The organism is Bradyrhizobium sp. JYMT SZCCT0180, assembly GCF_018130165.1.
Lineage (GTDB): Bacteria > Pseudomonadota > Alphaproteobacteria > Rhizobiales > Xanthobacteraceae > Bradyrhizobium.
In genome coordinates this window covers 37,995-64,450 of record NZ_JAFCLZ010000007.1, presented here as the reverse complement: position 1 = coordinate 64,450, position 26,456 = coordinate 37,995, and the positions used below count along the sequence as shown (strand labels likewise).

Here is a 26,456-nt window from a genome sequence, read left to right as displayed (position 1 = left end):
CGACCATTTCAGCGAGCTCTTTGAAATGCCTTTCCGTGGAACCTGGGTCGTGTCGAAGGGTTTCTCAACTCTCTTGGACGGGTTGGACCGCTGTCCATGCTGGCGCTGAAGGGACAAAATGGACGCCCCCGTCAACAACCGAGACAAGCTGAAAAGGGGTACTGCTGGCGACTTTGTTCGTGTCTTTGGCGCCCGTGAGCACAATCTAAAGAACGTCTCGCTTGAAGTTCCTCGCAACGCCCTTGTGGTGTTCACAGGCGTTTCAGGATCCGGCAAGTCGTCTTTGGCGTTTGGAACGCTCTATGCGGAAGCGCAGCGCCGCTATCTTGAATCCGTTTCACCTTACGCCCGCCGGCTATTTCACCAGATGGCGGTGCCCGAGGTCGATGAGATTGAGGGCCTGCCCCCGGCGGTGGCGTTGCAGCAACAACGCGGATCGCCCACCACTAGGTCGTCGGTGGGAAGTGTCACGACATTGTCGAACTTGCTGCGAATGCTGTATTCGCGCGCTGGTGACTACCCGCCCAATCAGTCGCTGCTGTATGCGGAGGCGTTCTCGCCGAATACGCTTGAGGGGGCCTGTCCGAATTGCCATGGCATCGGCCGCGTCCACGAGGTCAGTGAGCGCTCGCTGGTGCCTGATGACAGGCTGACCATCCGGGAACGGGCCGTCGCAGCATGGCCGACTGCCTGGCAAGGGCAGAACCTGCGGGACATTCTGGTCACCCTCGGCTACGACGTCGATAGGCCATGGCGAGAGCTTCCGAAGAAGGATCGCAATTGGATCCTCTTTACCGACGAACAACCGACAGTGCCGGTCTACGCCGGATATACTCCAGCTGAGACAAAGCGAGCGCTCAAGCGCAAGGAGGAGCCCAGTTATCAGGGGACCTTCACCGGGGCCCGCAAGTATGTGCTGCAGACCTTCGCCACGACGCAAAGTGCGATGATGAAACGTCGTGTGACGCAGTTTCTGTCCAGTACCGACTGCCCGGTCTGCAACGGCAAGCGGTTACGGCCGGAGGCGCTATCGGTTAGCTTTGCCGGATTGGATATCGCCGAAATCTCACGGCTGACGCTGAAGCGACTTGGCGAACTTCTCAAACCCTATCTGAACAGCAGAAGAAGTGTTTCCCACGCTCATCCTGAGAAGGCTCTCGTCGTCCAGCGTATTACGGAGGACTTGCTCGGGCGTTTGGACGTGCTGCTCGATCTCGGGCTCGGCTATTTGACCCCAGAGCGCAGCACGCCGACGCTGTCTCCGGGCGAACTACAGCGACTTCGTCTAGCGACACAGGTTCGATCCAACCTGTTTGGGGTGGTGTACGTGTTGGACGAACCGTCGGCTGGACTTCATCCGGCCGACACCGAGGCATTGCTCCGCGCGCTGGAGCGTTTGAAAGCTGCCGGAAATTCGCTTTTCGTCGTCGAGCACGAACTCGACATCGTCCGACACGCGGACTGGATTGTCGACGTCGGGCCGCGAGCCGGAGAGCAGGGCGGTCAGATACTGTACAGCGGTCCATTACCTGGTCTCGCCGAAGTGCGAAACTCTCAGACGCGGCACTATTTGTTTGCGGAAGCTCAAGCGGCCGCCAGGTCGCTCCGGCGTCCTCACAAATGGCTCAAGCTTCGGGGAGTTACCCGCAACAACCTCGACCGTCTCGATGTCGACATTCCGCTGGCAGTATTTACCAGCGTCACCGGAATTTCGGGGTCCGGGAAGTCGAGCCTGATCAGTCAGTTTCTGGTGGAGGCCGTTGGCGACAAACTGGGGCAACGTAAGGGGCCCAGCGAAGATGATGACGCACTTGATGCGCGCGTAGAAACGCGAGGTGGCGACATTACCGAAGGTCTCGACAGCATAAAGCGGCTGGTGGTGGTCGATCAGAAGCCGATTGGCCGAACGCCGCGCTCGAACCTTGCGACCTATACCGGTCTCTTCGATCATGTCCGCAAGCTGTTCGCAGCCACGAAGCAGGCTCGCGCAAGGCGCTATGATGCTGGTCGTTTCTCGTTCAATGTTGCGAAGGGACGCTGCGAGACCTGCCAAGGGGAGGGATTCGTTTGCGTTGAACTGCTATTTCTCCCGAGCGTGTACGCACCTTGCCCGACCTGCAAGGGAGCCCGCTACAACGCCAAGACGCTGGAGATCAAGATTCGCGACAAGTCGATTGCTGACGTGCTTGCCATGACTGTGAATTCAGCGTTTGAGTTTTTCGCCGACGACGCATCTCTCCGTCGATCCTTGCGCGTTATTCAAGAGGTCGGGCTGGGATACATTCGGATCGGCCAATCAGCCACGGAACTATCAGGTGGCGAGGCACAGCGCATTAAACTCGCCACCGAACTGCAGCGCTTGCAACGTGGCGAGGTACTCTACGTGCTTGACGAACCCACCACGGGCTTGCACCCGTCGGACGTAGCGAAACTGCTGAAGCAGCTCGACGGCCTCGTCGAGTCTGGGAACACCGTAGTCGTTGTCGAGCATGATATGGGAGTTGCGGCAGCCAGCGACTGGATCATCGACATTGGGCCGGGAGCGGGCGACGAGGGCGGCCGGATCGTTGCATCAGGGCCGCCAGAACGGGTTGCGTCCACGCCTCAAAGTCGGACAGCTAAATATCTCGCCCGAGTTCGGTAAACGACCGTTGCCCGTGACGGCAAGTGGCAAAGGGCTGGTCATCGCAGAGCGTCCGCCACGCCGGTGCCAAGGGCGAGTATCACAGGAGCAGATGCCAAATGCTGAGTCCTTCCTCCAGTTTCATGATGCATCGATGAAAGTGCAATGTTCAGATTTGGTTCCGTTGAGGGTCAGCGGAGGAGCAACGAGGGCACCGACGATTACCACTTCGTCCCGGTGACTATTGCAGGCACCCAACATCTGTGGAGACGCATCGAGACAACGTCTCATGTTGTTGGCTATTGGAACCTTCCAATAGGATTTCCATTAAGTGGCTACGCGGCGCACTCCGTGCCGGGTTGATTCGCGCATCGGTAGATAGAGGTGTTGGTCCCAGCTGGCTTGGCATTTTCAAACTTCTTGATCGGCGCACTTGTCGTCGCCGCCCTCTATTTCACGCGTGAAATCCTCGTCCCGATCGCAGTCGCCATCCTCTTGAGTTTTGTCTTGTCGCCCCTTGTGAGGGCATTCCAGCGCATGAAAGTGCCGCGGTCGATAGCGGTGCTCAGTGCGGTCAGCCTGGCGCTGGCCATCGCCCTCAGTCTTGCGGCGATGGTGATGATCGAGGTCAACCAACTCGCGAGCGACCTGCCGCGCTATCAGTCCACGCTGGGCGAAAAAATCCATAACCTGCGGGACAGGATTGGCAGCGTTGGCGTGCTCAAGAACGCCTCCAGCCTGTTGAAGAACCTGGACAGGGAGCTGAAGTCGCCCGGAAGTGGTGATGCTGAAACCGCGAAGCCATCGTTGTCGGACGGCCCGGCAAAAACGCCTATCCCTGTCGAAGTTCATCAGCCAGACCCGGGTGCGTCTGAGGCACTGATCGCAATGTTGCGACCACTCGCAGCTCCCTTCACCACCACCGGAATCGTGGTGATCTTCCTCATCTTCTTCCTTTTTCAGCGGGAGGATCTGCGCGACCGGTTCATTCGGTTGCTCGGCAGCGAGGATTTGGAGCGCACCACGGCGGCGCTCGATGACGCAGGGCAACGGTTAGGCAGGCTGTTCCTGACGCAACTCATTCTGAATGCGACTTTCGGCGTCGTGATCGGACTGGGCCTGGCCGTCATCGGCGTCCCGAGTTCGCCGCTCTGGGGACTGCTGGCAATGATCCTTCGCTTCGTGCCCTACATCGGCGCGATCCTCGCTGCCGGCTTGCCAATTGCCTTGGCCGCCGCGGTCGGGAGCGACTGGACCATGACCTTGTGGACGATCGCCTTGTTCGCAGTGGTGGAACCGCTGACCGGCCATGTTGTAGAGCCGCTGGTCTGTGGGCGAAGTGCTGGTCTGTCCCCGGTCGCCGTGGTCGTGGCCGCGTCGTTCTGGACCTGGCTCTGGGGACCCTTGGGGCTTTTGCTCTCCACGCCGCTCACGCTGTGTCTGGTCGTCTTTGCCAGGCACGTCGACCGTCTCCAGTTCATCGACGTCATGCTGGGAGACCAGCCGGCGTTGACGCCGCAGCAGACCGCATACCAGCGCATGCTGACGGGCGATCCGATTGACGCGATCGAACAGGCGCGGTCGTTCCTGAAGAAGGGGATCGCTTTGGCCTATTACGAAGAAATCCTGCTGGGCGCCCTGAGATTGGCTGAGGCCGATGCCGCCCAGGGCCGGCTTGACGACGTCAGGCTCGAGAATATCCACGAGACGGTTTCCGAAATCATCGAGGATATCGCCTCGCACGAGACCGCTGAGGGGAGCGCGAGTGCCGAAGCGCCCGCCAGAAAGGGGAAGATTGTCAACATCGACGCTCGCAAGCTGGGCAAGCCGGTTTTCTGCATACCCGGGCTGGGTCGGCTCGACGATTGCGCCGCGCTGATTGTCGCAGATGCGTTGAAACGTGAAGGATTCAACGCCCGTGTTTCCGGTGCCGATACCGAGATTGACGCCGGCAACGCAGAGACGATCTGCGTCTGTTTTCTGGAGGAGGTATCCCAGGCGAGGTCGTCGTTCACGGTTCGCAAGTTCTCCCGACGGGCAGCTTCGGCCAGGATCATCGTTTGCCGGTTGGGAAATTTCGAAGCGGACAAGGAGCAGCGGAGTGATGATGTAGCGCCGCAGTCGCTCGCGACCGTGATCGCCGCCGTAGCCAAGAGTGCCAGCGTCAAAACGCGTCGGGAACAATAGGCAATGTCCGAGAGTTCAGGTTTGGCACAGCAAGGAATCAAGGTCATGCAACAGACGGCCAATCGATCGCTCCGAGAGCTACAGCGCGAGACCGAACAGACGCGCGAAGGTCTGACCCAAACGGTAGATCAGCTCAAAGCGAGCGTAACCGACACCGCGAGCGAAATTCGCCAGCGCATCAGTCCCGAAAACATAAAGGCGGAGGTCACGAGCTACGTCCGCTCCAAAGGCGAAAGCATGTTGGAGGACATAACGGCGGCCGCGCGCCGCAACCCGATGCAGGCGGTGGCCGTGGGCGCAAGCCTCGCCTATCCGCTTTTCAGGTTCGCAAGGGCTATTCCCTTGCCCGTGCTGATGGTCGGCGCGGGAATCTTTTTCGCCGGCACAAAGAGCGGCCAATCGATCACCCAAAAAGCCTCCGACATGGCCTCCGATCTCTCGGACGAACTCGGCCGGCGTGGCCAGGATATGTCGGCACAGGTTGGAGAGGCTGTCAGCTCGGCAACGGGTGCGGTTTCGGATGCCGCCGGACGCGTTAGCGACGTGCTGTCGGCGGGCGCGGACCAGGTTCGCCGCACCGCAACGTCCTCGACGCCAGAGCCCAGTCTGGCAGACCGGCTAAGGGACTCGGCCGCCTCGGCGGGCGACGCGATCAATACGAGTGTCTCCGATATGAAAGACAGTGCGTCTGAAGTGGCTGGTTCCGCGATGGATTCGTCGCGTGATATCGCCGCTGGTGCAGCCGCCGCCACGCGAAGCGCCGCCTCGTCGGCGGCGAATGCGGGGCTGGAAGCGGCCAGGGATGTTCGGGACAGGGCAGCGGATTATTCCAATCGCGCCGGAAAGACCATGTTGGATACGATCCAGCAGAATCCACTTCTGGTCGCCGGCGTCGGCCTGTTGGTCGGAGGTCTGATTGCGAGTGCGCTTCCCAAGAGTGAGTTGGAGGAAGATCTCGTCGGAGACGCAGCCGCGGCCGCCAGAAGGCGGGCGAGCGAGGCGGCTTCCAAAGGCTTCGACGCTGCCAAGGGCGTAGCGGGCGAAATTTTTGAAAACGTGGCGCGGCAGGCCGGCGCGGAAGGCCTGACCCCGGACAAGCTGGACGAGTCGGCAAGCGAGATCCTGCAACGCGTCAGGCGCGTGGCGGAAAGCGCGGTCACGACCGCCTTCGATCCGGACAAGACACCCCATTCACATACCGGCGGAGGAAACTGACATGGCTGACCTCATTGGAACTGCACATCAAGGCACGGCGTCTTCCGGCCAGGACTCCGCAAGAGCGAAGTTTGACGACGCGGTTGCGTCAACGAAAAGTTTGAGCGAGCAGGCCATGTCGGCTGGCCGAGACCTCACCGACAAGGCGAAGGATCTTGCTGAAAGCTCGACCGACGCCATCAAGGGCCAAGCCTCCGATCTCGTCGATGCGGCCAAGGATGTTGCATCTCAGGCTACTGACAAGCTCAAGGACGCGGTCAACAGTCAAAAATCGTCCGGCGCGGAATACGTCGGCAACCTGGCGGATACAATGCGGCGCGCGGCACGGGAGTTCGATACGGATCTCCCGCTCGCGGGCACCTACATCCGGAAGGCGGCCTCCCAGATCGAGGGAGTTTCTGATCACATCCGCAACGGCAACCTGAACGACGTGGTCCGGAAAGCGCAATCCTTTGCGCGCCGTCAACCCACGGCCTTCCTTGGGTTGGCGGTCCTGGCGGGTTTTGGAGCCGTTCGGTTCCTCAAGAGCTCCTCCAGTGACGACGGCCCGAGTTCGCAAGCCCTGAGAACGGACAGTCGCTCCTCCGCAGCAGACAACCGAGGGTACCGCGATGACTTCTCGAACTGATCGTTCGATCCCGGAACTGTTCAGCGATGCGGTCGGTCAGCTTGCAAAGCTGATCGGAAACGAATTCGCGCTGGCTCGCGCCGAACTGTCCGAAAAGGCCGGGCAGGCCGGGAGAGCTGCCGCAATGATGGGTGCTGGGGCAGTCATCATGATTCCAGCGCTTGTCCTGCTGTTGTTTGCCGCGGCGGCTGCCCTCATACAAGGCGGTTTTTCGGAGCCCATCGCATATCTCGTCGCCGGTGGCGGCGCAGCGGCCTTATCGATCGCCCTCATCGTGGTGGGCCTTAACCGCCTGTCGGGCGATGCGCTTGCGCCCACTGTGCTGATTGAAGAAGTCGAGCGAGACAAAGCGGCAGCGAGGGAGATGGTTCGATGACCGACGTTACTGAAAAAGGCTCGGACTTTATCAAGGACCTCGGCAACGCAGCGCGCCGTAATCCAATCTCTGCGGCTCTCATCGGAATGGGACTGGTCTGGCTGTTCGCCGGCAAATCCGGAGGTGCACCTGGCGATATTCTTCAGACGACCGGCCTCGATCGCCTGCCGGACGCGGCAAGGAATGCGATGAGCGCCACACAAGACCGCGTTGTATCTGCTGCCGACACGCTCCGTGAGACGGGCAGCGACGGTATTGAAACCGCGACCCGCATGGCCTCGGAATACGCAAAGGCCCTGCCGGATTCTGCCGATGTTCTTGGCACGGTGCGGGGCAATCTGACCGATCTGTTCAAGGCACAGCCCCTGGCATTGGGCGCCATTGGATTGGCCATCGGCGCCGGCATCGCCGCGGCCTTGCCGAACACCGAGATCGAAAAATCATACCTTGGCGAAACCAGCGACACCCTGAAAAGCAAGGCTGCCGAAATTGCCGGCCAGCAGATCGACAAGGCGGCCACGGTTGCAGCCACCGTCGTCGAAACCGCGTCGGACGAAGCGCGCAGGCAGGGCCTCACGATCGATGACGCAAAGGCGGCGATGGACGCCCTTTCAGGCAAGGTCAGCCGCATGGTCGATGCGGCGGGAAAGAGCGCGTCGCAAAGCGCAACATGAACTGCAAGTGCTCGGTGATCCTCGCGTTCTCCGTCGCCGCGGCTCTGTTGTTGGGTGCTGTCATCGCATGGGCAGCGGCCGGTATAGGCGGACGCCACCGTGACGGTGCGCCGATGCCGCATTGGATGGGCGCTCGCGGGTCTGGAGTTGCGTATCGACGCGAAGCCGTGTGAACGGGCGGGGTGAGGTGGAATCGGATGAGAACCCCCAACCTCGCCCCCGATGCCGTATTGATCCCATGTCCAAAATGCAAGGCGTGGCCGATGGCGTTGAACATCGTCAAGCCGTCCTGGTCGTCTCGGCCGATGATTCAGTTTATGTGTCCGAAATGCCATTTTACCTCCGAGTTAGAAAGGCGCCGATACGCGAGATTGGACTCCGACTAATCCTTGCGCCGCCCATTCTCATATCGCGCGGCGGCAAGGCACGAGACGAGGCACTCGAGAGCAAAGCCATGTCCGAGGTGTGCAAGATTAAGGCTGCCGCCCCCAAGTACACCGCCGAAGTGACGCACTTGCACAAAATGGAAGGTTCCAATTATGTTGCGGATTTAACGCGCTTGGGAAAAATCGGCAATCCGTCCCGTTTCTTGATCGTAACCAGATGGACCAGAAATCATCCTGCCCTTAGCTTTCACCACTATTCTCGGTCTCGGTTGCGGGGCGTAGCGTGAATTTTCAGATCACAGTCTTGAAGGTCTTAGCAGGACACCCTGAAGGGCGCGCCTCGCTTGCGGACCTTAAGAAATACGTTGCGGTTCTCACTTGTAGCGGCGCAGATTGGTCACAAAGGATGAAGAAGCTGGCCGCACGCGCGCCTGGATTGGATATTTTCTCCAGCGGCTACGTGCTACGAGAGCCCAGCGGGTGGCAGATATCGGAGAAAGGCCGTGATTTTCTAATCATGATTGAAACGCCATCGGCCGAACCGCTTATCGCGCCGGTCGCGTTTACGCCGCCGGTGGATTCCGAAGCGACGGACCTTCCGGCGAATGTTGTTCAATTGGTAGGTCATAAGATCCAACGCCGGCGCCGGCGCGCCGCTGCTTGAAATTGGGTAATTAGGTCGCCGCGTTCGGGTCGGTCTATGCGAAAGTGCTCGCGGACGAGTCCGCGACCGGCTCTGTAGAGTGCCTTTTCAATCCCGGTGTGTCGTTTCCCAATCTTTTGCAGCCATCACCGGCTCTTCGAAAGCTGCGCCGCTTTCAAGTAGCGCACGTTTGAGCGCAGGCTCGAGTGGCTGTTCGGCGCCGGTATCGCAGCGGCATCCTGGCCTCACGCGCCGGCGTTCATTAACCGTGCAATCTTGCCTACCGCGTGGGCCGGTGTGTGCATAAGCACCAAGCGGCGCAGCGGCATGAGGTTGTTCGGCCCACCAATTGTTCGGCGCACCGTTGTGTCAGTTCGCTCGGGATGCCGCCCCGCAAAGGGACGCGGCGGCACGCGGCCTGGCTAATGTCCCTTTCGGATGGGCTGAGCGAGGGAATAGATCGTTTTGTCGCCAGCTTCCGCTAGGCCGCTTTCGAACAGCGTCTTGCACCCGCGGAACTCTGGAGCTCTAGCGTTGTTCCCAATGGTTGCGCGGGCGATAGCTAAAGCGAGATGAAATGACTGCCTCTTACAAAGAGATGAATAGGTATTTCGAGATGATCAATCGGCGAGTGCCGGCCAGGATCTCTCGGTTCATTCAGTGGTTGCGTAAGCCGTCCTCATTCGCGGCTCGTCTAACTGTCGCTTTATTGCTGATTCTTGGCGGTGTCTTTAGCTTCTTACCTGTGTTGGGTATCTGGATGCTGCCCCTCGGTCTCCTTTTCATTGCGCAGGATGTCCCATTCTTGCAAAAACCTCTCGTTAGATCTCTGACCTGGATGGAAACAAAGTGGGAGCGGCTAAGGTTGGCATGGCAGAATCGCTAATGCTTTCGCAGCAATAGGTATGGCCGGTCGGCAGGACTGAAACAGTGCTCAGCGAACGTCTCGCCGTGGGCCTTTACGCCATGAAGACCGCCGGTTGGAGCCAGTGCGCCACTAACCCGTGCCCCCAATCTGAAATGAGGCTTTAGCAGGAGTCAAAACTGAAACGGATCAACGGAGACGGAAGTCTGGCCGTCGGACGACTGCTGGACGGTGAAAGTCACTTCTTTCGTCGCTTTAATATCGCCGACGGCGGCCGAAATCCCGCCACTGCATTTCACCGTCAGCTTGTCCTTGCTCGTTGAGGTCGTAACTATTCTCTGACCGAGCTGATACAGAGGCTTTTCGCTTTTTGAATGTTGCGAGGTCGCGTCAGCCGACGCCTTACCGGCCGTTGAATTCTTGGCCGCATAAGTAACCAGTGGATTGTTGCCGTCGCCCAAGACAAATTGGAGCACGGCCTTCCGGGTTTCGAGGGAGTCGCACTCTGGCGCAGCGATGCACTCGCTGGAAACAACAAGAAAGGGAAGAATCCAACAAACGAGTGACCGACTGGTTAGATAGCGCATCAGTATGCTTTCATTGCGTCAACCGTCACGCCAACCAGTCACGAGAAACATGGTTCCGGCTACCGCGTCTGAAAGCGGGCGTAAATTATCGAACCCAGTCAGCTTTACCGCGTGGGAGAGAGCGAACAATGTGTCCCGATTTGCGATTCCCACAAGAGCGAGCTTACAACGCATTGGCGTTTTAAGAGGCCGGCCATTGCCAACAAAACTCAACGAAAGGTTTCGAGGCCTTGGAGTATTTGCTTCCTAACGCCAACGTCTCGGCAGTCGGTGTAGGTGTCAGGTAGGCGGCCACTTCTGGATCGCCGGCATCGTCGAGCCGGTTTCCGTGGCGATCGACTTTTCCACTTGGCGCGCCGTTCGAAAATCGTCGAGATGATCGACGTTCGGGGCGACAGCCGCTTCCTTGGTCAAAAGCAGATAAATTCGCCCGACTGCTCGTTGAAGGCGCTTTGACTTGCCAATCGGCATCCGTCGCGCCTTACAGATGGCTCTTACGGCGTATGCGTGCAGATAGTCGACAGCATCGGACATTATGAAACTCCGGACGGTCAACTGCCCCAATCGGGTTCCGTTCCTAGTATCAGCAACGAAAGCTGGTTTCGCGGGTTGTCGAGCGAACGCTGGCACTCGATCTGAGTGCGTAAAGAGGAGGGCATTATGTCCAAGGAATTCAACCCGGCGCCTCACGACAAGCACGCAGACGATCCAAAGCACGCCGTGCAAGCCGACAAGGAGCAGAGAAAGCTTGAAAAGGGTCTGGAGGATACCTTTCCGGCATCTGATCCGGTCAGCGAAACTCAACCAAAGCCGTCTAAAGATTGACGCTCTTGCGCGCCGCAAGCCCGGCCTTAGGTCCAGCTATTCAGGCGGCAAGCTCAGTCGATTGGCCCGCGACTTTCTTGATCGCTGACATCACCTGATCGGTGGCAGTTGGATCATGTGGCCGTTCGCCGCGACTTTCTGAAACTTGCACTGGGTAACGTCGGAGTGCAGGCGGGCTGACTGAGTGTCGATATCGATGAGCTTGTCTTGCTCGCCAGCAATGATGACAACTAGCATTTTCAGGTCAGCATACTGATTGCGCAGCATGAACGCGTCCGGGATCATTAGCGCCGACTCAGATCGCGGCCAACGCTCCAATCGCAACCGAGGCAGCCGCGATGGAAGTTGAATTGGTCGTGCGCCGGCCTGGAACAGATCGGCGAAGGCGTTTAATAGTCTGGACTGCGGTCATAGATCATTCTCGTTCCGGCGCGTGCACGAAATCCGGATGATCCTAGGAAATGTTGCAGCGCAGAGTGAACCTGCGGTAGCGCGGATCGTTCCGAGGAATTTTTCTGGTCCTCGAGAGCAGTGGGATCGCATGAATTGGTTCACGATGCGGAACCGCGCGAATGGCGCCGAGTAGAGATTGCACGTTTAAGCTTCGCTTTTGGGATGGCGTGGCTGCCAGCTAAGCTGGAGCAACGTCGCCGAGGGGCGGCGCCCGGTCTTGGCGCACCTGCGGCAGCGCAGCCGACTTGCGAGATCGTGCACGAAAGTGGTCGGTGGGTGTCTAAGAGACGCTAGGTCGACATCGTTCCGCGCGCTGCACCTTGAGCAGCGGATTTCCAGCCAGGGAAAGCCGCCATTGATAGCTTGGTCGATGGTGGGTGACGGATCGATCGGCTCGCCATCGCTCCACATCCTTTCGTTCCAGCTTTCGCAGAGCAACCTGTCGGCCTGTTGAATCAGCGCAGCGCCCTTGGAACGCATTTCCAATGACTGCGCAGCCAGGATACCCGTCATCGCGCGCGCCTTGCCGAGCTCCTTTGTCAAAGCCTTTCGGTGACTTCCCGAAAGCGGCGTTGGGTGGTGTTTCGGCGCCATTCGGAAATCCAAGTGCAGACCAAATTGGGTGAAAGGCTAAGTCGCATCGAACGCCGGCCAGCAGCCGTCTTCTTCAAGCCGGCCGGTGCGCTGTTGGCAGATGTTGTCCAGCAGCCGCTGCGCGACATCCTTCCAGACCGCGTTGCCGCCATACGATCGGACCGCATCGGCGGTCTGGATTTCCACAGTCCGCTCGCAACGTCGGCAGGAGGCGCGCAGGACGTGGCGCTGGATTTCCGAGAGATGTCGTTGCGCCAATCGAAGCCCATTTGTCCCTGCTTGAGGATCCTTGAGGATCGCATCCCAGTATTCGGCAGGGGTCGCAAGGTCAGGAGCCGCACCGTGGCTCGCTGCTTTCCGGACCGCCTCTGCGGCCAGTTTTTCCATCTGTTTCGGGGTAGGCATGCGCCAGCTCGCAGGTCGGTCGATCATTCCTGCACTAGAACATAAAGAGAACGAAAGTCGAGTCCGCTTGTGCTGGGGTCTGAGAAAAAATCATCTTCTTGGGAAGCCACCCTGTCGGAACCAAGGCTGCCCGTTCGTCTTGAACCCAGCAACAGTATTTGGAGTTCCCAGCCATGGCCCCCCGCGCTAACTGGAAAGGCTTCTTGCGTCTTTCCCTCGTCACCTGTCCGGTAGCGCTCTATCCCGCCACGTCGGAATCCGAAAAGGTCTCCTTCAACCAGCTCAACCGAAAGACCGGCCACCGGATCAAGTACGCGAAGGTGGACGCGGACACGGGTGAGGAAGTTGAAAACGAAGACATCGTCAAGGGCTACAAGGTCGATACCGATACGTACATCGAGGTGACCAAGGAGGAGCTCGAGAATGTCGCGCTGGAATCGACACGAACCATCGAGATCGACGAGTTCGTCGACCGCAGCGAGATCGATCCGCGATATCTGATCCGTCCCTACTACTTGGTACCGGATGGGAAAGTCGGTCACGACGCCTTCGCCGTCATCCGTGAAACCATCCGTGAGATGAACAAGGTCGCGATCGGTCGCGTGGTGCTAACCAATCGGGAGCACATCATCGCGCTCGATCCGCTGGACAAGGGCTTGATGGGAACGCTGCTGCGCTATCCCTACGAAGTCCGGTCGGAAAAAGAGTACTTCGACGATATTCAGGACGTCAAAGTCACCAAGGACATGCTTGATCTCGCCAAGCACATCGTCAATCAGAAGGCGGGCCACTTCGAGCCGGACAAGTTCGAAGACCAGTATGAAACGGCCCTCATTGACCTCATCAACCAGAAGCGCGCCGGCAAACCGATCACTGCGAAAGAGCGCCCCCGTGGAGAGAACGTCGTCGACCTGATGGACGCGCTACGCAAGAGTATTGGCGGCGCACAGGCTTCAAAGGACTCCAAGCCGGCCAAAAAGCCGCGCAAGGTCGCAAGCGGTCAGAAGGAAATGCTCATGCCGATCGCCGGCAAGAAGTCGGCAAAGGAAGCTGCGGCGAAGAAGCCGGCGGCCAAACCGCAGCGGAAGTCAGCCTAGACCGCCTTTTGGCATGAAGCCCGAGGGAAGGTGCTATCCACCACTGGCTACACGCAGAATGCCATCGTCCACAATGGCGTGCTGGATGCCGGTACACATCTTTGCCGAAGCCGTTCAGCATAGAGGACTTGGCGGCCAAAGTGCGGTTCATAATAACGATACTGAGCGGGTAACTTGCCGTGCCACAGGAAGCGAACTCGCTCGCTTCGACTATGGAGGATTGCAAGTTGTCGAAAGCCGCTATCTTCGACCTGGACGGCACGCTTCTGGACTCGGTCGATCTCCACGCGCTCGCATGGCAGGAAGCCATGCTTAAGTTCGGCCATGATGTGAGTTTCGAGCAAGCTCGAAGCCAAATAGGCAAGGGAGGGGACAAGCTCATTCCCGTCTTCCTGTCCGCTGATGAACAACGGGACCACGGCAAAGAATTGGAAGAGTGGCGCGGCAATCGTTTCAAGACCGAGTATCTGCCGCTTGTACGTCCCTTTTCGGCGGTCCCGGACTTGCTACGACGCGTGCGCTACGCTGGACTTCGGATTGCCGTCGCCTCTTCCGCTAAGAAGGATGAAGTTGAGAAATATCTTGAAATCGCTGGCATTACCGAACTGGTGGAGGTGACGACGTCGTCTGACGACGTCGAGGAATCGAAACCTGCGCCGGACATCTTCGAGGTAGTTCTAGAGAAGCTCGGGATCCAAGGCGTTGAGGCCGTCGCGATCGGCGACACGCCCTACGACGCGATCGCTGCGGGGAAGGCGAAGATCGCAACCATCGGCGTGCTGTGCGGCGGGTTCACGGAGGGTTCGCTGCGGCGGGCCGGGGCGGCCGAGATCCATCATGGTCCGGCCTCGCTGTTCGCTTGTTTCGCAAATTCGCTACTTGCGAGATAACGATAAGGCTGACCATGGCAGTGGCCAGTGGAAGGTGCGGGGAAGCATTGGTTTATGGCGAGAAAACTGAAAACCTATCAGACTTCGCTGGGCTTTTTCGATCTGGCAATTGCCGCGCCGTCGATGAAAGCGGCTCTGGAAGCGTGGGGCGCCGACAGCAATCTCTTCCACCAGGGCGCGGCGAAGGAAACTGACGATCCGGACGTACTCTCGGCGACCATGGCGAAGCCGGGCGTCGTTCTCAGGCGGCCTGTCGGCTCCGACGGACCCTTTGGCGAGTATGCTGAACTACCCACCAATTTGGGTGACGGCGAAAGACCGAAGACTGTCCGCAAGTCGAAAAGCCACAAAGTGAAGAAGCCTTCCCCGCGTACGGTCGACAAGGCGACGGAGCGCAAGGGCTTAGTTGCCTTCGAAATGGAACAGAAGCGACGCGAGCGTGAACGGGCGAGGGAAGAGGCTGCCAAACAGAAGGAGCGTGAACGCCGGCGAGGGGCCGTTGATAAGGCGCAAGCGGCGCTGGACGCGGCCGAGCGGGAGCATGAGGAGAAAGTTGCGGCCATCCAGGCCGAGGCGGCCGCTCTCGAGAAGAGATCGCGAACCGAAAACGTCCGCTGGGATAAGGAGAGGGAGCGATTGGAAGCTGCGCTGCAGCGTGCGCGTGGCTAGGCACCCAAGATTGGTTCAAACAATCGACGTGGCGGCGGGCGACCGGGATCATTCTGGCGGGCACTCGGGGCACGTATCTCCTATCGAATCGAGAACTTGTGCGACGGCTCCAGCAGCCACCTGCGGTGATACTCCTGCGGCGGACTTTTGCGGGCGATTTCGAGCGCGCGCTCGCGGGCATGCGGATCTGCGCCGTCCTGCATCCATCCGTGCTCTCCGCACTCTCGAATGGCGCCGACTTCCTGCAGCACTTCGATAGCCCATCCCTGAAGTGTGCGGCTCGGTGGCCTTGGCATGTGAGTCATCAGCACCGGAAAATCTCCCTCGTCAGGGATGAATCCTCAGATCATCCAGTTGTTCCGGTTTGTGACTGTAATGGGAATGCAGGATCAGGCTGGATTGGCGTCACGTGTGTTATCCAAGAAGCGTTTGTTGTCCGGTCCCCGCACCCACTGCGCCGCGAGACCGATCCTGTTCCTGAATTGCGTCGCACTGCGAATCGGGTCGGCCTTCACCACGATGTCACCTTTGCGTCCTGCGGAATTGTCTGAAAACTTTCGCTGACTTTGATGTCGCGCGAGTCCTTGAAACGGCTCAGGGAACGATTCAGTTTTTGGCAACTTGGTACGCGCTCGCCCGGCGATCGGCCCCCAAGGCCGCCGGGCCGAACAAAGCGGCCCCAACGTCTCATCCCGAGACTGGGGCCGTTTCTTTTATCGCTAACTGAGCGGCGCGGCGATTCCCAACGCGAGCTTGCAGAAACGTTACAGAAGCCTCGCAAGGCGGCCCTGGATTGCGCGCTCCAGGGGCCGAGCTTTTGGATGGCCCGACGCACGACGTTCCTTCGTTGCGTGCCGTGGAAGACCTGACACATCCGATCCCGCTATCTTGGTTAGCTCAACCCCAATCGCACTTATCCGGTTGTTCGTTCATGGGATAAGTCCGCAGGCTCCATTGGCCAATGATCCCCCCAAAACGCGACCTAGATACTGAGGCTGTCGAAGCTCTGGAGACGGCGCGGTCAATGCCGAGCGGGCCTGAGAAGACTGAAGCCTAGAGAAAGGCAGGGCTGTTGCGCAAGGGGGGCGATGCTAAAGGGATTTTGTTCGCCAAGCGTGGAAGGCCACGGAAGTAAGCCGGCGCAGTGGAAGTCCAAGGTTCAAAGGGCGCCAGTGCCATTAGGCGACTCGGACTTCAAAGCGACCTTTGGGTCGCGGCCCGCGATATCACAGGGCTTCTTGTAGCGCCGCGTCTTTCAACCGGGCGGTCATCAGTTGGGCCGGGCCGGCTATGTGGGCGGCTTTTTCCCGGCATTCTTGAGCGTAGCGGAGCAGGGCTTCGCTGGTTCTCTCATCCAGGATCGATCGTGCCAAACGCTCGGCTCGGAAAGCTTGATCAAGAAGATTCATCGTTGCACCCCTCCGGCACAAGTTGAAGCAAATGCCTTCGTTCCGAGTATCCTCCCGTCAGGCTTAAAGCTCTGTGAATGAGATCACAGGACACTGGCTGAGCGCCCCTGGGAGATTGCCCTCCTTGCAAAGTCTCGGGATCGCGCCAGTGTCCGCAAATGACACCAAGGGGACTTGCGGCAAGGATGGGATAAGCTATGAGGGGTTGATTGTCCGGATTGCGAAGGGATCAGATTGGCGTGCGAGAACCACCCACATGTGGCTTGGTTCCTTGCAAGGTTGCTAGTGCGGTGCCGGAATGCCATGCCGGTGCATCCGGGTGGCGTTGAACAGCCTATAGGGCAACCACATGCAGATAGAGCGCGAGTAGAATCAGAGCACTGATCGCGATTATCGCGAGGAAGAAGCGGCTCATCTATTTTTCACGTCGGACGCCTTTGAATTTCATGGCGGTCTTCTTGACGGCCATGAACTGGCCGCCCTTCTTGTTGCGCTTGGTCGATGTCTTCGTGAGTGGATTTTTTAACTGAGTACGCTTCTTGACTGCGCCTCTACGAGCGTTGTCGCCTTTGGGTTTGTTAACGGCCATGGTGCCTCCAAAAGACACCAAGTTCTGAATCGAGAGGTTTGTTCCCCGCGGGCAACATGAAGGCGATTGAAAAGTGCACTCGCCGGAAACGGGTTAGTTGTCAGCGCGTACCGATGCGTTGATGTCGCGGGCAGAAACCGGAAAAATGCTCCGCGTCCAACATCCCCGTTGCGTCCGGTTGTCACCCGGCGGTGCGTGGTCTAACGCTGCTCCAGGCTGTTGGTTGCAAATTCACCGCCTGGTGCTGAAGACAAAGTTTGGAGGTGCCAGCGCTGAAGACGCGTACAGGAACGTTCAACGTCGTCGGGGATTTAGACTCCCTAAACGGAGGATTTGCAGATGGAAATTTTGCCTCGCGGCGTAGCGGCTACCTACCTATCCGGCACAGCCACGGGCATCTTCGGGTCGCTTTTCCTGCTTTACTTGCCGGAGCATGCCGTGGCTCAAGGATTACCGGTTGAGACTGGTTCGCATCTCCCGGTAGCGCTATGGCTTGGCGGTGCTGTTGTTCTGGGCATTGCTATCGCTTACGGAATCCTACGCACTCGCAGCCGCACCAGCGCGGAAAAGCGAATGACCGATCAGGCGACAAAAGACCTTTATGTGAAAGAGAACCGCGACGCCAACTAGCAAGGCTGGGGCAACTCGCAAACCGCGTCGGTTGATGCGATGACCGAGAAGAAGAACCAACCTTGGACCGATGAGTATGACCGCCGACTGCTGGTACTGGAAGCAGGCGGCCGCTCTGCTTCGATTTCCTCTGATCGTCGTCAATCACCGTACAACGCTCGAAAGATTTGGATCAGTTGATGTTAAGCAACCCTTTGAACGAGCTTCGATAGCAACGCGTGCGGTCGACCGGACAGGGTCGATCTCTTGAGATTTGATTTTGCGGTCCATGGGACGAAGGCTGGCAAGCGGCAGTTCAGGCTCTAATGCGAGGAAAACTTGGACAAATTACTCTTAATCGAATGGGCGGAGCTGATAATTCCGACCCATTCCGTTGCGGAGATGATGTTGAGGGGCACGGTGATGTACCTGTCGCTTTTCATTATCTTACGGTTTGTGATGGTGCGTCAGACCTCAACCATTGGGATTGCCGACATACTTGTTATCGTCGTCATAGCCGACGCTGCACAAAACGGATTTGCCAAAGAGTATAAGTCTATTACAGAGGGTGTAGTTCTGGTCCTCACTATCGTATTCTGGAACCTGTTCCTTAATTGGATCAGCTACCGCTTCAAAATATTTGAGCGGCTTTTATCTCCCCCGCCGCTTCCGCTTATAAAAAATGGCAAGATGAATCGCCGTAATATGCGCCAGGAGTTTATCACCGAAGAAGAGCTAAGGGGTCAGTTGCGACAACAAGGAGTTTCTGAACTCGCCGAGGTTCGAGAGGCTAGTCTGGAGGCAAACGGAGAATTGAGTGTGATCAAATCAGATTCAAAGGAAAGCTCGAAACATCCGAAATCAAGGGCAAAACCCGGTTGAATCATGCGATCGATATTTGCCACGCCGCGAGGATCGAAATGGATAGCCCGGCGGCGCTTTACGCTCGATCCGCGGCAATTTTCGTAGGTCGTAGCCATTGAGATAGAGCAGGTCGAAGGCAACCATCACGATGCGCGTCGACTTGCCCTTCACTTCGTTTTGCAGCACCGAAAAATCCGTGGTGCCGTCGGCGGCCGGAACGATGACTTCGCCGTCGATAATCGCGGATCCGGCGCTAATGTGCCAGGCGTCGTCGGCGAAGGGACGACGATAAAGCTTTATATGCCGCGCGCGCACGTGAGCGAGTCCTAGCCCATCCATAGTTCCGGGCATATCGACGGAAGGCGAGTCCGTCTGGAAAAGCGGATCTTCCGGACACAACCGCTTATGGCTCGCAGATCAGACCAATCTGCTGATGTAGTTGAGTCAGACAGCGGACTGCGAGCCACAAATGCGGCCGTCACCGCAATGCGCCCAAACCATTGCCGATGGTCGGGGGCGACGGCGCACAATCATTCAGCCGGCGCGCCCTTGAATACCGGCGCTTACCATCCATATACCATCCACAAAGATGGTATATGGATGGTGAGAAATGCCCCCTAATGTCCACGAACTGCGACCAAAGCCTGCCGAGACCGAAAAAATCACGATCAATCTCGGGTATGTCGATCTTGGGCACGTGGATTTGATGGTGCAGGAAGGTTTCTATTCGAACCGCACTGATTTTATCCGAACAGCGATCCGTAACCAACTCGAACGGCACGCAGACGTAGTCAAACAGTCCGCGGCCCGAAAAAGCCTGGAGCTCGGTCTGAGGAATTACAGCCGAGCGGATCTCGAAGCGGCGCGGCGGGCCGGCGAGATGGTGCACATCAATGTTCTGGGCCTTGCCAGCATCGCCCAAGACGTCACTGCCGATCTCGCCCGCGCCACCATTGGCTCAGTCTCCGTGCTCGGAGCTTTGCACGCCAGTCCGGCGGTCAAGGCCGCTCTCGCCGACAGAATAGGGTAAATTCGATGCTGGATCAGGACACGATTCGCGAAGCCACACGGCTGACGCATGCGGGCCAACTTGCGGAAGCCACGGCGCTCCTTCAGCGCATGCTCGGCGGCAAACGCACGCCGGACGCGACATGGCGCACGGCGGGGCGCGTCCCTCTTACAGGCCGCGAGCCGCTTACCATCGATGCGAAGGTCAATGACGTCGAAGAGACCGATAGCGCGCACTTGGCGCGGGCCCCTTCCGCTCCACCCCGCGGGCTCCGGCCGTTACTCGATCGAGCAAAGGTTGGCTCCTGGCTCGGAATGCGAGGCGTGAAGCGCACGCCGCCGTCGACATCGGAAATCGCGCCGGACGGGACGAAGTTCATCGAAGCCGCTTACAGCAATCCGGCGGGAAGCCGAGCTTACAAGCTCTTCGTCCCTAGTGGCTATCAGGGGCAGCCGATTCCCTTGGTCGTGATGCTTCACGGCTGCACCCAGTCGCCGGATGATTTCGCTGCCGGTACAAGAATGAACTTCATCGCAGAAGAACAAGCCTGTTTCGTGGTCTATCCGGCCCAGCGCAGCGACGCCAACCAATCGAAGTGCTGGAACTGGTTTCGCACAGCCGACCAGCAACGCGGCGGCGGTGAGCCCTCGCTTATCGCGGGCATTACCCGCCAGGTCATGCGCGATTATTCGGTCGATCCAAAACGCGTCTATGTCGCCGGACTGTCGGCCGGAGGGGCCGCTGCAGCTATCATGGGAGCAACGTACAGCGATCTGTATGCGGCGGTAGGGATCCATTCCGGCCTCGCCTGCGGGGCCGCTACTGACATGCCCTCCGCATTTGCCGCGATGCGGCAAGGCGGCGGATCCGGTCGCAGGGGCATTTCCGGCAACGGGCCGCCTGTACCGGCGGTTATTTTTCACGGTGATCGCGACACCACCGTGCATCCAAACAATGGCGGTCAAGTTCTTGAACAGGCCATAGGTACAACGAGCACGCAAAAAACGGTGCATCGCGGGCAGATACCTGGAGGGCATGAGTACACCCGCACGACCCACACCGACGCGGGCGGACGCGAAATCCTGGAGTATTGGAATATCCATGGCGCTGCCCACGCTTGGTCGGGCGGTAGTCCTGCGGGCTCGTACACCGATCCGCGGGGACCGGACGCAACGAGGGAAATATTGCGTTTTTTCCTCGGGCATTCGCTTCCTTGACAACCAGCGACGAGCGGCCTTTCGGCAATTGATATTAAGATGACTACCCTCATGTGAAGCATTGCGGCCAGCTAAAGCCGGCGGCCAATCTGCATGCATTCGGCTCGGAGGGCGGTAGGATAAGGATCCGCCTAGTAGGAGGCATCGGCTATGGCGAGGCCCGTTTGAGGGTATCCGACAATGGCCGCGGCATCCAGAATCTTAACGAAACGGATCTGGCCTCAAATTGATTGCCTCGCTTGCACGTCAGATCGGCGGCGCAGTTGATCAGGAAAGCAGCGATAGGGGACGACAACCTCGCTCACGTTTCCATTGATGACGTGATACTCAAAGCATCATTCGCAAGGCGATTACGCGATTGACTGCCACATCGTCAATCGAACATCGACCGCCCTCTACATATGTCCGTAAAGATGGAAGTGTCGCTGCTCGGATAAGTAGCCTTTGGGACTTCATCGCTTAATACTTAGTTCAACCATTTCATTCGAGAACTTGCGGAACATTGCGATCCGCTCTCTTGTGAGCTCTTCAATGACGCGGAGTAACTGAAAGGGCGACCTGATCGACGCAAGCCTCGGTCCGAATTCAAGCGCAAATTGCATGTTGGCTTGTGCCATTTCCAACAGCTTTGCTTGATAAGCCCGCGCTGTTGCCGTGGCTGAAGAAAAATCAAAACCTTTCTTTAATTCCGTTTCGCTCATGATCTGTTTGACGGAGTCCTGCAGTGCCATCGCTGGACTCTCAAGAATGGCAGCCTTTTGTTTCGGGGCGTGACCCTTGGGGGACAATCTAATCGGGTCGGCTGCAACCGAGCGCACGCGGCTGGGTTTAGAGCTTCTGATAACAGGCGAATTGGCCCGTTGGGCCTTCGCGGTTACTTTCGAACTGCGGGCGGGCTTTGACGCCGTTGGCGCTTTACGTTTGGTCATTTCAGCACTCCAAAGATTATTATTGACCAAAACGGTCATAATTGAAGAGCCAACATGCTGAGCAGTTCAACGTTCCATCGAATTACAGTGCGACGCGGACTAATGCCCACCACGTTGAGCTGTTTTGACCAGTATATCGGTTTCCGGATATGCCAGATTGTTCAGTGCATCGCGGCAGGTAATCCTTCCACGCTACTTCGAAGCTGGAGGCTTAGGATTAGATAGCCCCATGCGTCTCCGGGTGAAGATGCATTAAAGCCAAGTTTGGCTGGTCGCCATCCTATCAGCGCTGTTCAAATCTGCGATGCCTATCGCCGGTGCGTGCCGTCGAGAAAGCGGTCGCCGCGGCGGAGTAGGAAGCTCGGCAGTGCCTGGAACATCATCCCGTAATTGAGGTTTGATCTAACGACCATCGGCGCGCTGCGTGGATCGTGAGGAAGTAGTTTGATGTCGAGTGGCTGGGCTGTCAATGTGAAGGAGAGCCGTCGGATGACTTTGAGTCTTCCAAAACCTACTACGCCCGTGTTGCGGACAGGCACCATGCCGCAGAGGCCGTTCGGCGCCATCTTGTGGCGGCGCGGGGCAACACAATTGAAGCGCGGGTGCCCATACAGTCCACTGTATTCGATGCCCTTGGCATTCCCGACGGCGAGGTTGTTCTGAAGACTCGGGTCAGCACCCGGGGTGATTGAAGTGTGATCGGCCGTCGCAAGGAAGTAAATGCGGGCGCAGCTTAGGGGCCGCCTGCGCCTTCGAATTTTAAAACTACGGTCTAAATCCCTTGGCGCGCGGTAAGGGCGTTCCCTCTTTGCAATCGCCGTTTCTGTTCCGGACTACCCCCTTCGGGGGACGAACAGACCGCGGCAAGAACGCGGCGCTGGGGTGGACCAAAAAGGGCCACCTAAAAAATTAAAAGGGACCAACGACTAAGTGGATGATGAAAAGTGAGGGCCCGTAGTCTTACCCGGCACAAAGCCCGGCAAATTTTGGACATTTTCACAGCAATCTCCGGACCGGGACGCCGAGGCCGTGACGCGCGGGGGATGGAAGCCGTCCGCGCCACCGCCACAACACCTTCTCTCATAAGCGGGTAAAGTCCGGCCAATGCGTCATCGCGAGATCGGGGTGATAAAATCACGGTGCAGGCAAGTTGGTCTGTTGGCACCATCGAACAGAACGGTGACGCCTGTGTTGCTTCGGAAAACCTCGACCACGATCCCAGTCTTGCCGGCCAGCGAGCGGCATCGAGTGGCTCCGAGTTCACTCATCTTGAAGCGAGCGCCGACCGCCAGCCTGCTAAATTCTTGCGTGTCACTCACAATGCACTCCGTGACAAAAAACCACTTAGAAATGACGTTTGAACTTCTATCTCGGCTCAGGTTCCAATGAGGGCGTAAGCTCTGGAGCGCGGAAGTACTCCAAAGTAGCTCGGGGAACGATCCAACCAAGTTGCGTTAACTTTACTCGCCGTTGGCGCTTTTTTTTCAGGCGTTGCGGTTGGAATGGGCGGCCCCCAGCGCAGCCTCCCGGCCCCTGATAGGCCGCATTTCTGCGGCTCGCGAAATGAAAAAGGCCGCCAAACTGAGGCGGCCATACTAGCGATTGGAGCCAGAGGACAGCAGGAACTCGCTCATATCAAGTGCCGTTTCAATCTGGCGAAGCTTCTGGACTAATTCGTCGCGCTCGCTGCATGGCGCAAGCGTCTCCACATCTGACCGGACCCGTCGAGCCAAATTAATCAGGCGTTCTTCAAGTGTCGTGCTGGGGCTGACAAGGCGGCGCCGCACAGCCTCACTCCGGGGCTTTGAGGTTGCTGGATTGCCAGCCCGACTTATCCGACATCGGATCTCGCGCAACGGTGCGCGTCATCGTGTGATTGCAATTGGCGCACTCAAAGGTTCGGCTGTCATCGCGGTCAGACGCTGGGCTGATCACGGTCAGCATCATTCGTTTGGAACATTGGGGGCAGCGGGGCCGCTCAAATGGGATCAGCGACGGTTCTGGACGGGTATGAGGTTGGGGCATGTGATGCATCCCTTTTGGTCAGGCGGGAGCGCAACACTCTCAGTCACCGATGGAAGCCGAAGGCGGAGCGGTGATCGGGATAATCTGGCATGTCCGGCAGCCGACGTAGTGGTCAAAATTGCTCACACCGGAAAAGTTAATGGAGGAACTATTTAGGGTCGAAACAGGATCAGTACCGCCGGGTACCGGCCGAAATAGGCCACTCGCTTTTTCAAAACGTGATTAGGGAACGATGACGACCGCCAAAACTTGGGTCTGCAATGCGTCACTCAGCCCGACGTATGAGGCTATCTAATCCCTAGCCGACCCGGCCCCAGTTGCCTTTTACCTGAAGGCTGGGGCCGTTTCTTTAGCGCTAGTATCTTGAAGACCATCCGACCAGAGAGATTTGGTCTCACGACCATCGGCGGGTCGCGCGGCTTGTCAGAAAGTAGAGGTTAATGTTTTTTCCCGACGTTTTCGTTGTCACCACGAATGCGCGCTGCGGTTTGTTCAAGGAATGCCGCCATTTGCCCTACACTAGTTGGGCTGACGCCAGCATTGACGCCAAGAGTGCATCGACAATGTCGGCCGGATCCGCGCCGGATGTTTCCAGCTCTTCGATGAGTTCAAAAATTGGTTGATGCGGGGTTGGCAAGTCACCGTCCATCTATTGCAACGCTCCTTGCGTAGTGGCGATTTGCAGCAATGATCGGCCTTCCGAGGCACGAAAGCCGCCCCATCGGGAGTGGTCCCGAGGGAATAGCGGCGACGGTGCTGAGAACATCCAAAGCATAACGTCTAAGCCACCCGCAACGGAACTCGCTTGTTTAAGATGAATGTCCGAACCCGGCCGGATGATGCTGGAACCGGGTCGACCGTTGCTTAGAATCCCCAATCGCGCCGACATCATCGCGTGACAACCGAATCATTTTGACTGTGCGGCGCGCGGAGTTGCTTACTTAGTCTGTGCCCTAGGATCGTCACATGCTCGAGGCTATTGCAGCATTTTTGGTAATTCTCAGCGTCAGCATCCTTGCCGCTCACGCGCTGGATGCCTATCGATCGCGGAAATAGCTCCTCAGGGTCGCGGGAGGGGGCACGGCTTTGGTAGCGGGATACGACCGGTGACCGCTGGGGGCTCGTCGACCGACGCCTTCGCGTTCTGCGCTCGCTTTAGGATAGCCTCCACGGCTCGTTAGTAGGCGATCACCTCATCTTGCTGGGTGAATGTAAGTCGGACAAGCTCCGTTGCAACCGGTTCGGTGTGTGCCCGTGCGTGCCTGCCCGCCTAGTCGGTCCAAAGGCGCTCACTGCTGGCATTCAAACAAGGTTGCTAAAAAACATACTCTGAATATCGGGAACAAGTGGCAACGGTCGCCGTTGTGCGGGCGCCCGCCATGGGCAAACAGGAGTGGCCCGTTGATTTTCTCGATGTGGATGCGGCGTCTTGGATCGCCTCTATGCTGTTAGCGATTTCAAGCAGCTTTTGGGCGGCGATCGGAATAGGGGCGCAGTGGACGGGCGCGCTGTTTCTGTGGTGCCGCGATCGATATAGCGGTAACCGACCGTCACGTTCACAATGCATATTTTGGCTTATAGCCTCGTCTACATATCGTTCTGACGTTTTTGATCGCGGGGCGTTGCGTGAGTTTTCAGATCACGGTCCTGAAGGTTTTGGAGGGACACCCTGGCGGGTGTGCATCGCACACTGACGTCACGAGATCCGTTGCTATCCTGATATCCAGCGACGTGGACTGGTCGCAAAGGATGAAGCGCCTTGCCGCTCGCGCGCCAAACCTAGACATGTACTCCGGCGGCTACGTCATTCGAGATAACCAGCGGGTGGCGGATCAGCGACCTTGGCCGAGCTTTCCTGAAGTCGATCGAGGCGTCGGCGCTCAAGCCGGTGCTCAAACCCGCGGCTTCGCCAGGCCCGTCGTTTCTGTTCCGCCGGACCTGGAGCCAAATGTGGTCAAGCTCGTCGACCATCAGGACGCTGGCGCGCCGCTGCTTGACTATATTCGGGTCGCGCAGGCCGTCGCCGTGGGTCGCGACGTTTAACATCAACAGTATTAATAAGCGACGCCTGCCTAACATCCTCTATAGGCTGCAGTCATCGCGTCCCGAATAGCTACCTTTGAGGTGAACCAATCCATCAGGAAATCGTTACTGGTGGCCACTTCACCGGAGGAAAATCCATGCGCGCTCTTGTCCTCGCCAGCCTTTTATTGGCCTCGTCGAGCCTATTCTCCTTTGCCCAGGGCGAAGGGAAGCCGCCGATTTCGTCGCCGCAAAGCGTGCCTACTCCGCCCGCCCCATCCGACCAGAATGCCCAGCAACCGCGAGATCAACGAACCGACCGGGGCCAATCCAAGATCGAGGAGCGGGAAATGGGTCGGGACTGGCGGATGCGCCGGGGTGACGGCGACCGTATAAGCCGCGATGACCGTGAAATGGGTCCGGAGGTGCGTCGCAGTGACCGCGAAGAGTATCGCGAGCTCGACATGGAACGGCGTCGATACAGCGATCGAAACGACCGCGACAATCGCGGTTGGGACCGTGCGGACCGACACAGGGACTATCTAAGCTACGACGATGATCGCCCTCGGCGGCGCGTGAAGATCTGCATCGAATACGACAACGGCGATGAGTACTGCCGTTATCGGCAAGGACCCTGAGGCGGTTCTTATCGAACGATGGAAGTTG

The 26,456-nt window shown here is 58.2% G+C and carries 27 protein-coding genes and 2 pseudogenes; 18 read left to right on the top strand and 11 right to left on the bottom strand.

Translation table 11 applies throughout. The annotated features are described in order from the left end of the window. Positions 1-118: 118 nt before the first annotated feature. From JQ641_RS12040 to JQ641_RS12010, 7 genes are all read left to right on the top strand, one after another. Positions 119-2,644, top strand: coding sequence for an excinuclease ABC subunit UvrA (locus tag JQ641_RS12040; RefSeq protein ID WP_211996197.1), 2,526 nt, complete (start codon positions 119-121; stop codon positions 2,642-2,644). A gap of 381 nt (positions 2,645-3,025) precedes the next feature. Next, positions 3,026-4,810 carry an AI-2E family transporter gene (locus JQ641_RS12035; protein WP_211996196.1) on the top strand — a complete coding sequence of 595 codons (1,785 nt, stop codon included), beginning with the start codon at positions 3,026-3,028 and terminating at the stop codon, positions 4,808-4,810. 3 nt (positions 4,811-4,813) lie between these two features. Beyond that, positions 4,814-6,025 (top strand): DUF3618 domain-containing protein, encoded by a 1,212-nt coding sequence (locus JQ641_RS12030; protein ID WP_211996195.1) that lies wholly within the window; start codon positions 4,814-4,816, stop codon positions 6,023-6,025. A gap of 1 nt (position 6,026) precedes the next feature. Beyond that, positions 6,027-6,653 carry a YtxH domain-containing protein gene (locus JQ641_RS12025; protein ID WP_211996194.1) on the top strand — a complete coding sequence of 209 codons (627 nt, stop codon included), beginning with the start codon at positions 6,027-6,029 and terminating at the stop codon, positions 6,651-6,653. Further along, positions 6,637-7,029: a phage holin family protein gene (locus tag JQ641_RS12020; RefSeq protein ID WP_211996193.1), complete on the top strand. Its 393-nt coding sequence runs from the start codon at positions 6,637-6,639 to the stop codon at positions 7,027-7,029. Before JQ641_RS12025 ends, JQ641_RS12020 begins: the two co-directional genes overlap by 17 nt. Continuing rightward, the gene (locus JQ641_RS12015; RefSeq protein ID WP_211996192.1) at positions 7,026-7,703 is read left to right on the top strand and encodes a hypothetical protein; all 678 of its coding nucleotides are present in this window, start codon (positions 7,026-7,028) and stop codon (positions 7,701-7,703) included. The genes JQ641_RS12020 and JQ641_RS12015 overlap by 4 nt, the downstream gene beginning before the upstream one ends. A gap of 792 nt (positions 7,704-8,495) precedes the next feature. Continuing rightward, positions 8,496-8,753: a hypothetical protein gene (locus JQ641_RS12010; protein ID WP_249150374.1), complete on the top strand. Its 258-nt coding sequence runs from the start codon at positions 8,496-8,498 to the stop codon at positions 8,751-8,753. 1,017 nt (positions 8,754-9,770) lie between these two features. Here JQ641_RS12010 and JQ641_RS12005 read toward each other — a convergent pair. Beyond that, positions 9,771-10,184, bottom strand: coding sequence for a hypothetical protein (locus JQ641_RS12005; protein WP_211996190.1), 414 nt, complete (start codon positions 10,182-10,184; stop codon positions 9,771-9,773). A gap of 111 nt (positions 10,185-10,295) precedes the next feature. Here JQ641_RS12005 and JQ641_RS38855 point away from each other — a divergent pair, with 111 nt between their 5' ends. Further along, complete coding sequence (locus JQ641_RS38855) at positions 10,296-10,460, top strand: DUF4385 family protein (protein ID WP_211996189.1); 165 nt, start codon at positions 10,296-10,298, stop codon at positions 10,458-10,460. Positions 10,461-10,463: 3 nt separating this feature from the next. On the opposite strand, the gene JQ641_RS11995 is transcribed toward JQ641_RS38855, so the two are convergent. Further along, complete coding sequence (locus JQ641_RS11995; RefSeq protein ID WP_211996188.1) at positions 10,464-10,718, bottom strand: hypothetical protein; 255 nt, start codon at positions 10,716-10,718, stop codon at positions 10,464-10,466. Between the two features lie 126 nt (positions 10,719-10,844). On the opposite strand from JQ641_RS11995, the gene JQ641_RS11990 reads away from it, so the two are divergent. Then, complete coding sequence (locus tag JQ641_RS11990) at positions 10,845-11,009, top strand: hypothetical protein (protein WP_211996187.1); 165 nt, start codon at positions 10,845-10,847, stop codon at positions 11,007-11,009. Positions 11,010-11,099: 90 nt separating this feature from the next. Here the strand turns inward: JQ641_RS11990 and JQ641_RS11985 are convergent, their stop codons facing one another. From JQ641_RS11985 to JQ641_RS11975, 3 genes are all read right to left on the bottom strand, one after another. After that, the gene (locus tag JQ641_RS11985) at positions 11,100-11,276 is read right to left on the bottom strand and encodes a hypothetical protein (RefSeq protein ID WP_211996186.1); all 177 of its coding nucleotides are present in this window, start codon (positions 11,274-11,276) and stop codon (positions 11,100-11,102) included. A gap of 330 nt (positions 11,277-11,606) precedes the next feature. Next, positions 11,607-12,056 (bottom strand): hypothetical protein, encoded by a 450-nt coding sequence (locus tag JQ641_RS11980; protein WP_211996185.1) that lies wholly within the window; start codon positions 12,054-12,056, stop codon positions 11,607-11,609. 36 nt (positions 12,057-12,092) lie between these two features. After that, entirely contained in the window at positions 12,093-12,488 is a 396-nt protein-coding gene (locus JQ641_RS11975) for a hypothetical protein (RefSeq protein WP_211996184.1), read from the bottom strand. Between the two features lie 146 nt (positions 12,489-12,634). Here JQ641_RS11975 and ku point away from each other — a divergent pair, with 146 nt between their 5' ends. The 3 genes from ku (at position 12,635) to JQ641_RS11960 (ending at position 15,117) form a co-directional block, all read left to right on the top strand. After that, positions 12,635-13,558: a non-homologous end joining protein Ku gene (gene ku, locus JQ641_RS11970; RefSeq protein ID WP_211996183.1), complete on the top strand. Its 924-nt coding sequence runs from the start codon at positions 12,635-12,637 to the stop codon at positions 13,556-13,558. Positions 13,559-13,770: 212 nt separating this feature from the next. Beyond that, complete coding sequence (locus tag JQ641_RS11965; RefSeq protein WP_211996402.1) at positions 13,771-14,448, top strand: HAD family hydrolase; 678 nt, start codon at positions 13,771-13,773, stop codon at positions 14,446-14,448. A gap of 54 nt (positions 14,449-14,502) precedes the next feature. Further along, positions 14,503-15,117 carry a cell envelope biogenesis protein TolA gene (locus tag JQ641_RS11960; RefSeq protein ID WP_211996182.1) on the top strand — a complete coding sequence of 205 codons (615 nt, stop codon included), beginning with the start codon at positions 14,503-14,505 and terminating at the stop codon, positions 15,115-15,117. Between the two features lie 48 nt (positions 15,118-15,165). On the opposite strand, the pseudogene JQ641_RS11955 reads toward JQ641_RS11960, so the two are convergent. The 3 genes and pseudogenes from JQ641_RS11955 to JQ641_RS11945 form a co-directional block, all read right to left on the bottom strand. Further along, positions 15,166-15,428 (bottom strand): annotated as a pseudogene (locus tag JQ641_RS11955) (hypothetical protein). Positions 15,429-16,343: 915 nt separating this feature from the next. Continuing rightward, positions 16,344-16,526: a hypothetical protein gene (locus JQ641_RS11950; protein ID WP_211996181.1), complete on the bottom strand. Its 183-nt coding sequence runs from the start codon at positions 16,524-16,526 to the stop codon at positions 16,344-16,346. A 415-nt stretch (positions 16,527-16,941) separates the two neighbouring features. Beyond that, complete coding sequence (locus tag JQ641_RS11945) at positions 16,942-17,115, bottom strand: hypothetical protein (protein ID WP_211996180.1); 174 nt, start codon at positions 17,113-17,115, stop codon at positions 16,942-16,944. A 339-nt stretch (positions 17,116-17,454) separates the two neighbouring features. Here JQ641_RS11945 and JQ641_RS11940 point away from each other — a divergent pair, with 339 nt between their 5' ends. Both JQ641_RS11940 and JQ641_RS11935 read left to right on the top strand, forming a co-directional pair. After that, positions 17,455-17,745, top strand: a complete 291-nt coding sequence (locus tag JQ641_RS11940; protein ID WP_211996423.1) for a hypothetical protein — start codon at positions 17,455-17,457, stop codon at positions 17,743-17,745. Positions 17,746-18,063: 318 nt separating this feature from the next. Further along, positions 18,064-18,606: a DUF421 domain-containing protein gene (locus JQ641_RS11935; protein ID WP_249150373.1), complete on the top strand. Its 543-nt coding sequence runs from the start codon at positions 18,064-18,066 to the stop codon at positions 18,604-18,606. Between the two features lie 54 nt (positions 18,607-18,660). Here JQ641_RS11935 and JQ641_RS11930 read toward each other — a convergent pair. Then, a pseudogene (locus JQ641_RS11930) lies at positions 18,661-18,864 on the bottom strand (ATP-dependent DNA ligase); the annotation flags it as partial. A 334-nt stretch (positions 18,865-19,198) separates the two neighbouring features. On the opposite strand from JQ641_RS11930, the gene JQ641_RS11925 reads away from it, so the two are divergent. Both JQ641_RS11925 and JQ641_RS11920 read left to right on the top strand, forming a co-directional pair. Then, complete coding sequence (locus tag JQ641_RS11925; protein ID WP_211996179.1) at positions 19,199-19,618, top strand: ribbon-helix-helix domain-containing protein; 420 nt, start codon at positions 19,199-19,201, stop codon at positions 19,616-19,618. Between the two features lie 5 nt (positions 19,619-19,623). Further along, the gene (locus tag JQ641_RS11920) at positions 19,624-20,814 is read left to right on the top strand and encodes an extracellular catalytic domain type 1 short-chain-length polyhydroxyalkanoate depolymerase (protein ID WP_211996178.1); all 1,191 of its coding nucleotides are present in this window, start codon (positions 19,624-19,626) and stop codon (positions 20,812-20,814) included. A gap of 452 nt (positions 20,815-21,266) precedes the next feature. On the opposite strand, the gene JQ641_RS11915 is transcribed toward JQ641_RS11920, so the two are convergent. Together JQ641_RS11915 and JQ641_RS38465 are read right to left on the bottom strand one after the other, a co-directional pair. After that, positions 21,267-21,743 carry a Phasin protein gene (locus tag JQ641_RS11915; protein ID WP_211996177.1) on the bottom strand — a complete coding sequence of 159 codons (477 nt, stop codon included), beginning with the start codon at positions 21,741-21,743 and terminating at the stop codon, positions 21,267-21,269. Between the two features lie 2,539 nt (positions 21,744-24,282). Next, entirely contained in the window at positions 24,283-24,417 is a 135-nt protein-coding gene (locus tag JQ641_RS38465; protein WP_283815188.1) for a hypothetical protein, read from the bottom strand. 977 nt (positions 24,418-25,394) lie between these two features. Between JQ641_RS38465 and JQ641_RS11910 the strand changes: the two genes are divergently transcribed. Continuing rightward, on the top strand, positions 25,395-25,811 hold the full coding sequence (locus JQ641_RS11910) for a hypothetical protein (RefSeq protein ID WP_211996176.1): 417 nt from the start codon (positions 25,395-25,397) through the stop codon (positions 25,809-25,811). Positions 25,812-25,948: 137 nt separating this feature from the next. Then, complete coding sequence (locus JQ641_RS11905) at positions 25,949-26,428, top strand: hypothetical protein (RefSeq protein WP_211996175.1); 480 nt, start codon at positions 25,949-25,951, stop codon at positions 26,426-26,428. Positions 26,429-26,456: the final 28 nt, after the last annotated feature.

Coding starts and splice junctions, on each gene's coding strand:
- ku (WP_211996183.1), top strand. CDS start 12,635: ATGGCCCCCCGCGCTAACTGGAAAGGCTTCTTGCGTCTTTCCCTCGTC.
- JQ641_RS12020 (WP_211996193.1), top strand. CDS start 6,637: ATGACTTCTCGAACTGATCGTTCGATCCCGGAACTGTTCAGCGATGCG.
- JQ641_RS38465 (WP_283815188.1), bottom strand. CDS start 24,417: ATGGACGGTGACTTGCCAACCCCGCATCAACCAATTTTTGAACTCATC.
- JQ641_RS12015 (WP_211996192.1), top strand. CDS start 7,026: ATGACCGACGTTACTGAAAAAGGCTCGGACTTTATCAAGGACCTCGGC.
- JQ641_RS12040 (WP_211996197.1), top strand. CDS start 119: ATGGACGCCCCCGTCAACAACCGAGACAAGCTGAAAAGGGGTACTGCT.
- JQ641_RS11940 (WP_211996423.1), top strand. CDS start 17,455: ATGGAAATTTTGCCTCGCGGCGTAGCGGCTACCTACCTATCCGGCACA.
- JQ641_RS11990 (WP_211996187.1), top strand. CDS start 10,845: ATGTCCAAGGAATTCAACCCGGCGCCTCACGACAAGCACGCAGACGAT.
- JQ641_RS11950 (WP_211996181.1), bottom strand. CDS start 16,526: ATGAATCTTCTTGATCAAGCTTTCCGAGCCGAGCGTTTGGCACGATCG.
- JQ641_RS11965 (WP_211996402.1), top strand. CDS start 13,771: ATGGAGGATTGCAAGTTGTCGAAAGCCGCTATCTTCGACCTGGACGGC.
- JQ641_RS11980 (WP_211996185.1), bottom strand. CDS start 12,056: ATGGCGCCGAAACACCACCCAACGCCGCTTTCGGGAAGTCACCGAAAG.
- JQ641_RS11905 (WP_211996175.1), top strand. CDS start 25,949: ATGCGCGCTCTTGTCCTCGCCAGCCTTTTATTGGCCTCGTCGAGCCTA.
- JQ641_RS12025 (WP_211996194.1), top strand. CDS start 6,027: ATGGCTGACCTCATTGGAACTGCACATCAAGGCACGGCGTCTTCCGGC.
- JQ641_RS11920 (WP_211996178.1), top strand. CDS start 19,624: ATGCTGGATCAGGACACGATTCGCGAAGCCACACGGCTGACGCATGCG.
- JQ641_RS11915 (WP_211996177.1), bottom strand. CDS start 21,743: ATGACCAAACGTAAAGCGCCAACGGCGTCAAAGCCCGCCCGCAGTTCG.
- JQ641_RS12005 (WP_211996190.1), bottom strand. CDS start 10,184: ATGCGCTATCTAACCAGTCGGTCACTCGTTTGTTGGATTCTTCCCTTT.
- JQ641_RS12010 (WP_249150374.1), top strand. CDS start 8,496: ATGAAGAAGCTGGCCGCACGCGCGCCTGGATTGGATATTTTCTCCAGC.
- JQ641_RS11995 (WP_211996188.1), bottom strand. CDS start 10,718: ATGTCCGATGCTGTCGACTATCTGCACGCATACGCCGTAAGAGCCATC.
- JQ641_RS11945 (WP_211996180.1), bottom strand. CDS start 17,115: ATGGCCGTTAACAAACCCAAAGGCGACAACGCTCGTAGAGGCGCAGTC.
- JQ641_RS11960 (WP_211996182.1), top strand. CDS start 14,503: ATGGCGAGAAAACTGAAAACCTATCAGACTTCGCTGGGCTTTTTCGAT.
- JQ641_RS12030 (WP_211996195.1), top strand. CDS start 4,814: ATGTCCGAGAGTTCAGGTTTGGCACAGCAAGGAATCAAGGTCATGCAA.
- JQ641_RS11925 (WP_211996179.1), top strand. CDS start 19,199: ATGCCCCCTAATGTCCACGAACTGCGACCAAAGCCTGCCGAGACCGAA.
- JQ641_RS11985 (WP_211996186.1), bottom strand. CDS start 11,276: ATGCTGCGCAATCAGTATGCTGACCTGAAAATGCTAGTTGTCATCATT.
- JQ641_RS11975 (WP_211996184.1), bottom strand. CDS start 12,488: ATGATCGACCGACCTGCGAGCTGGCGCATGCCTACCCCGAAACAGATG.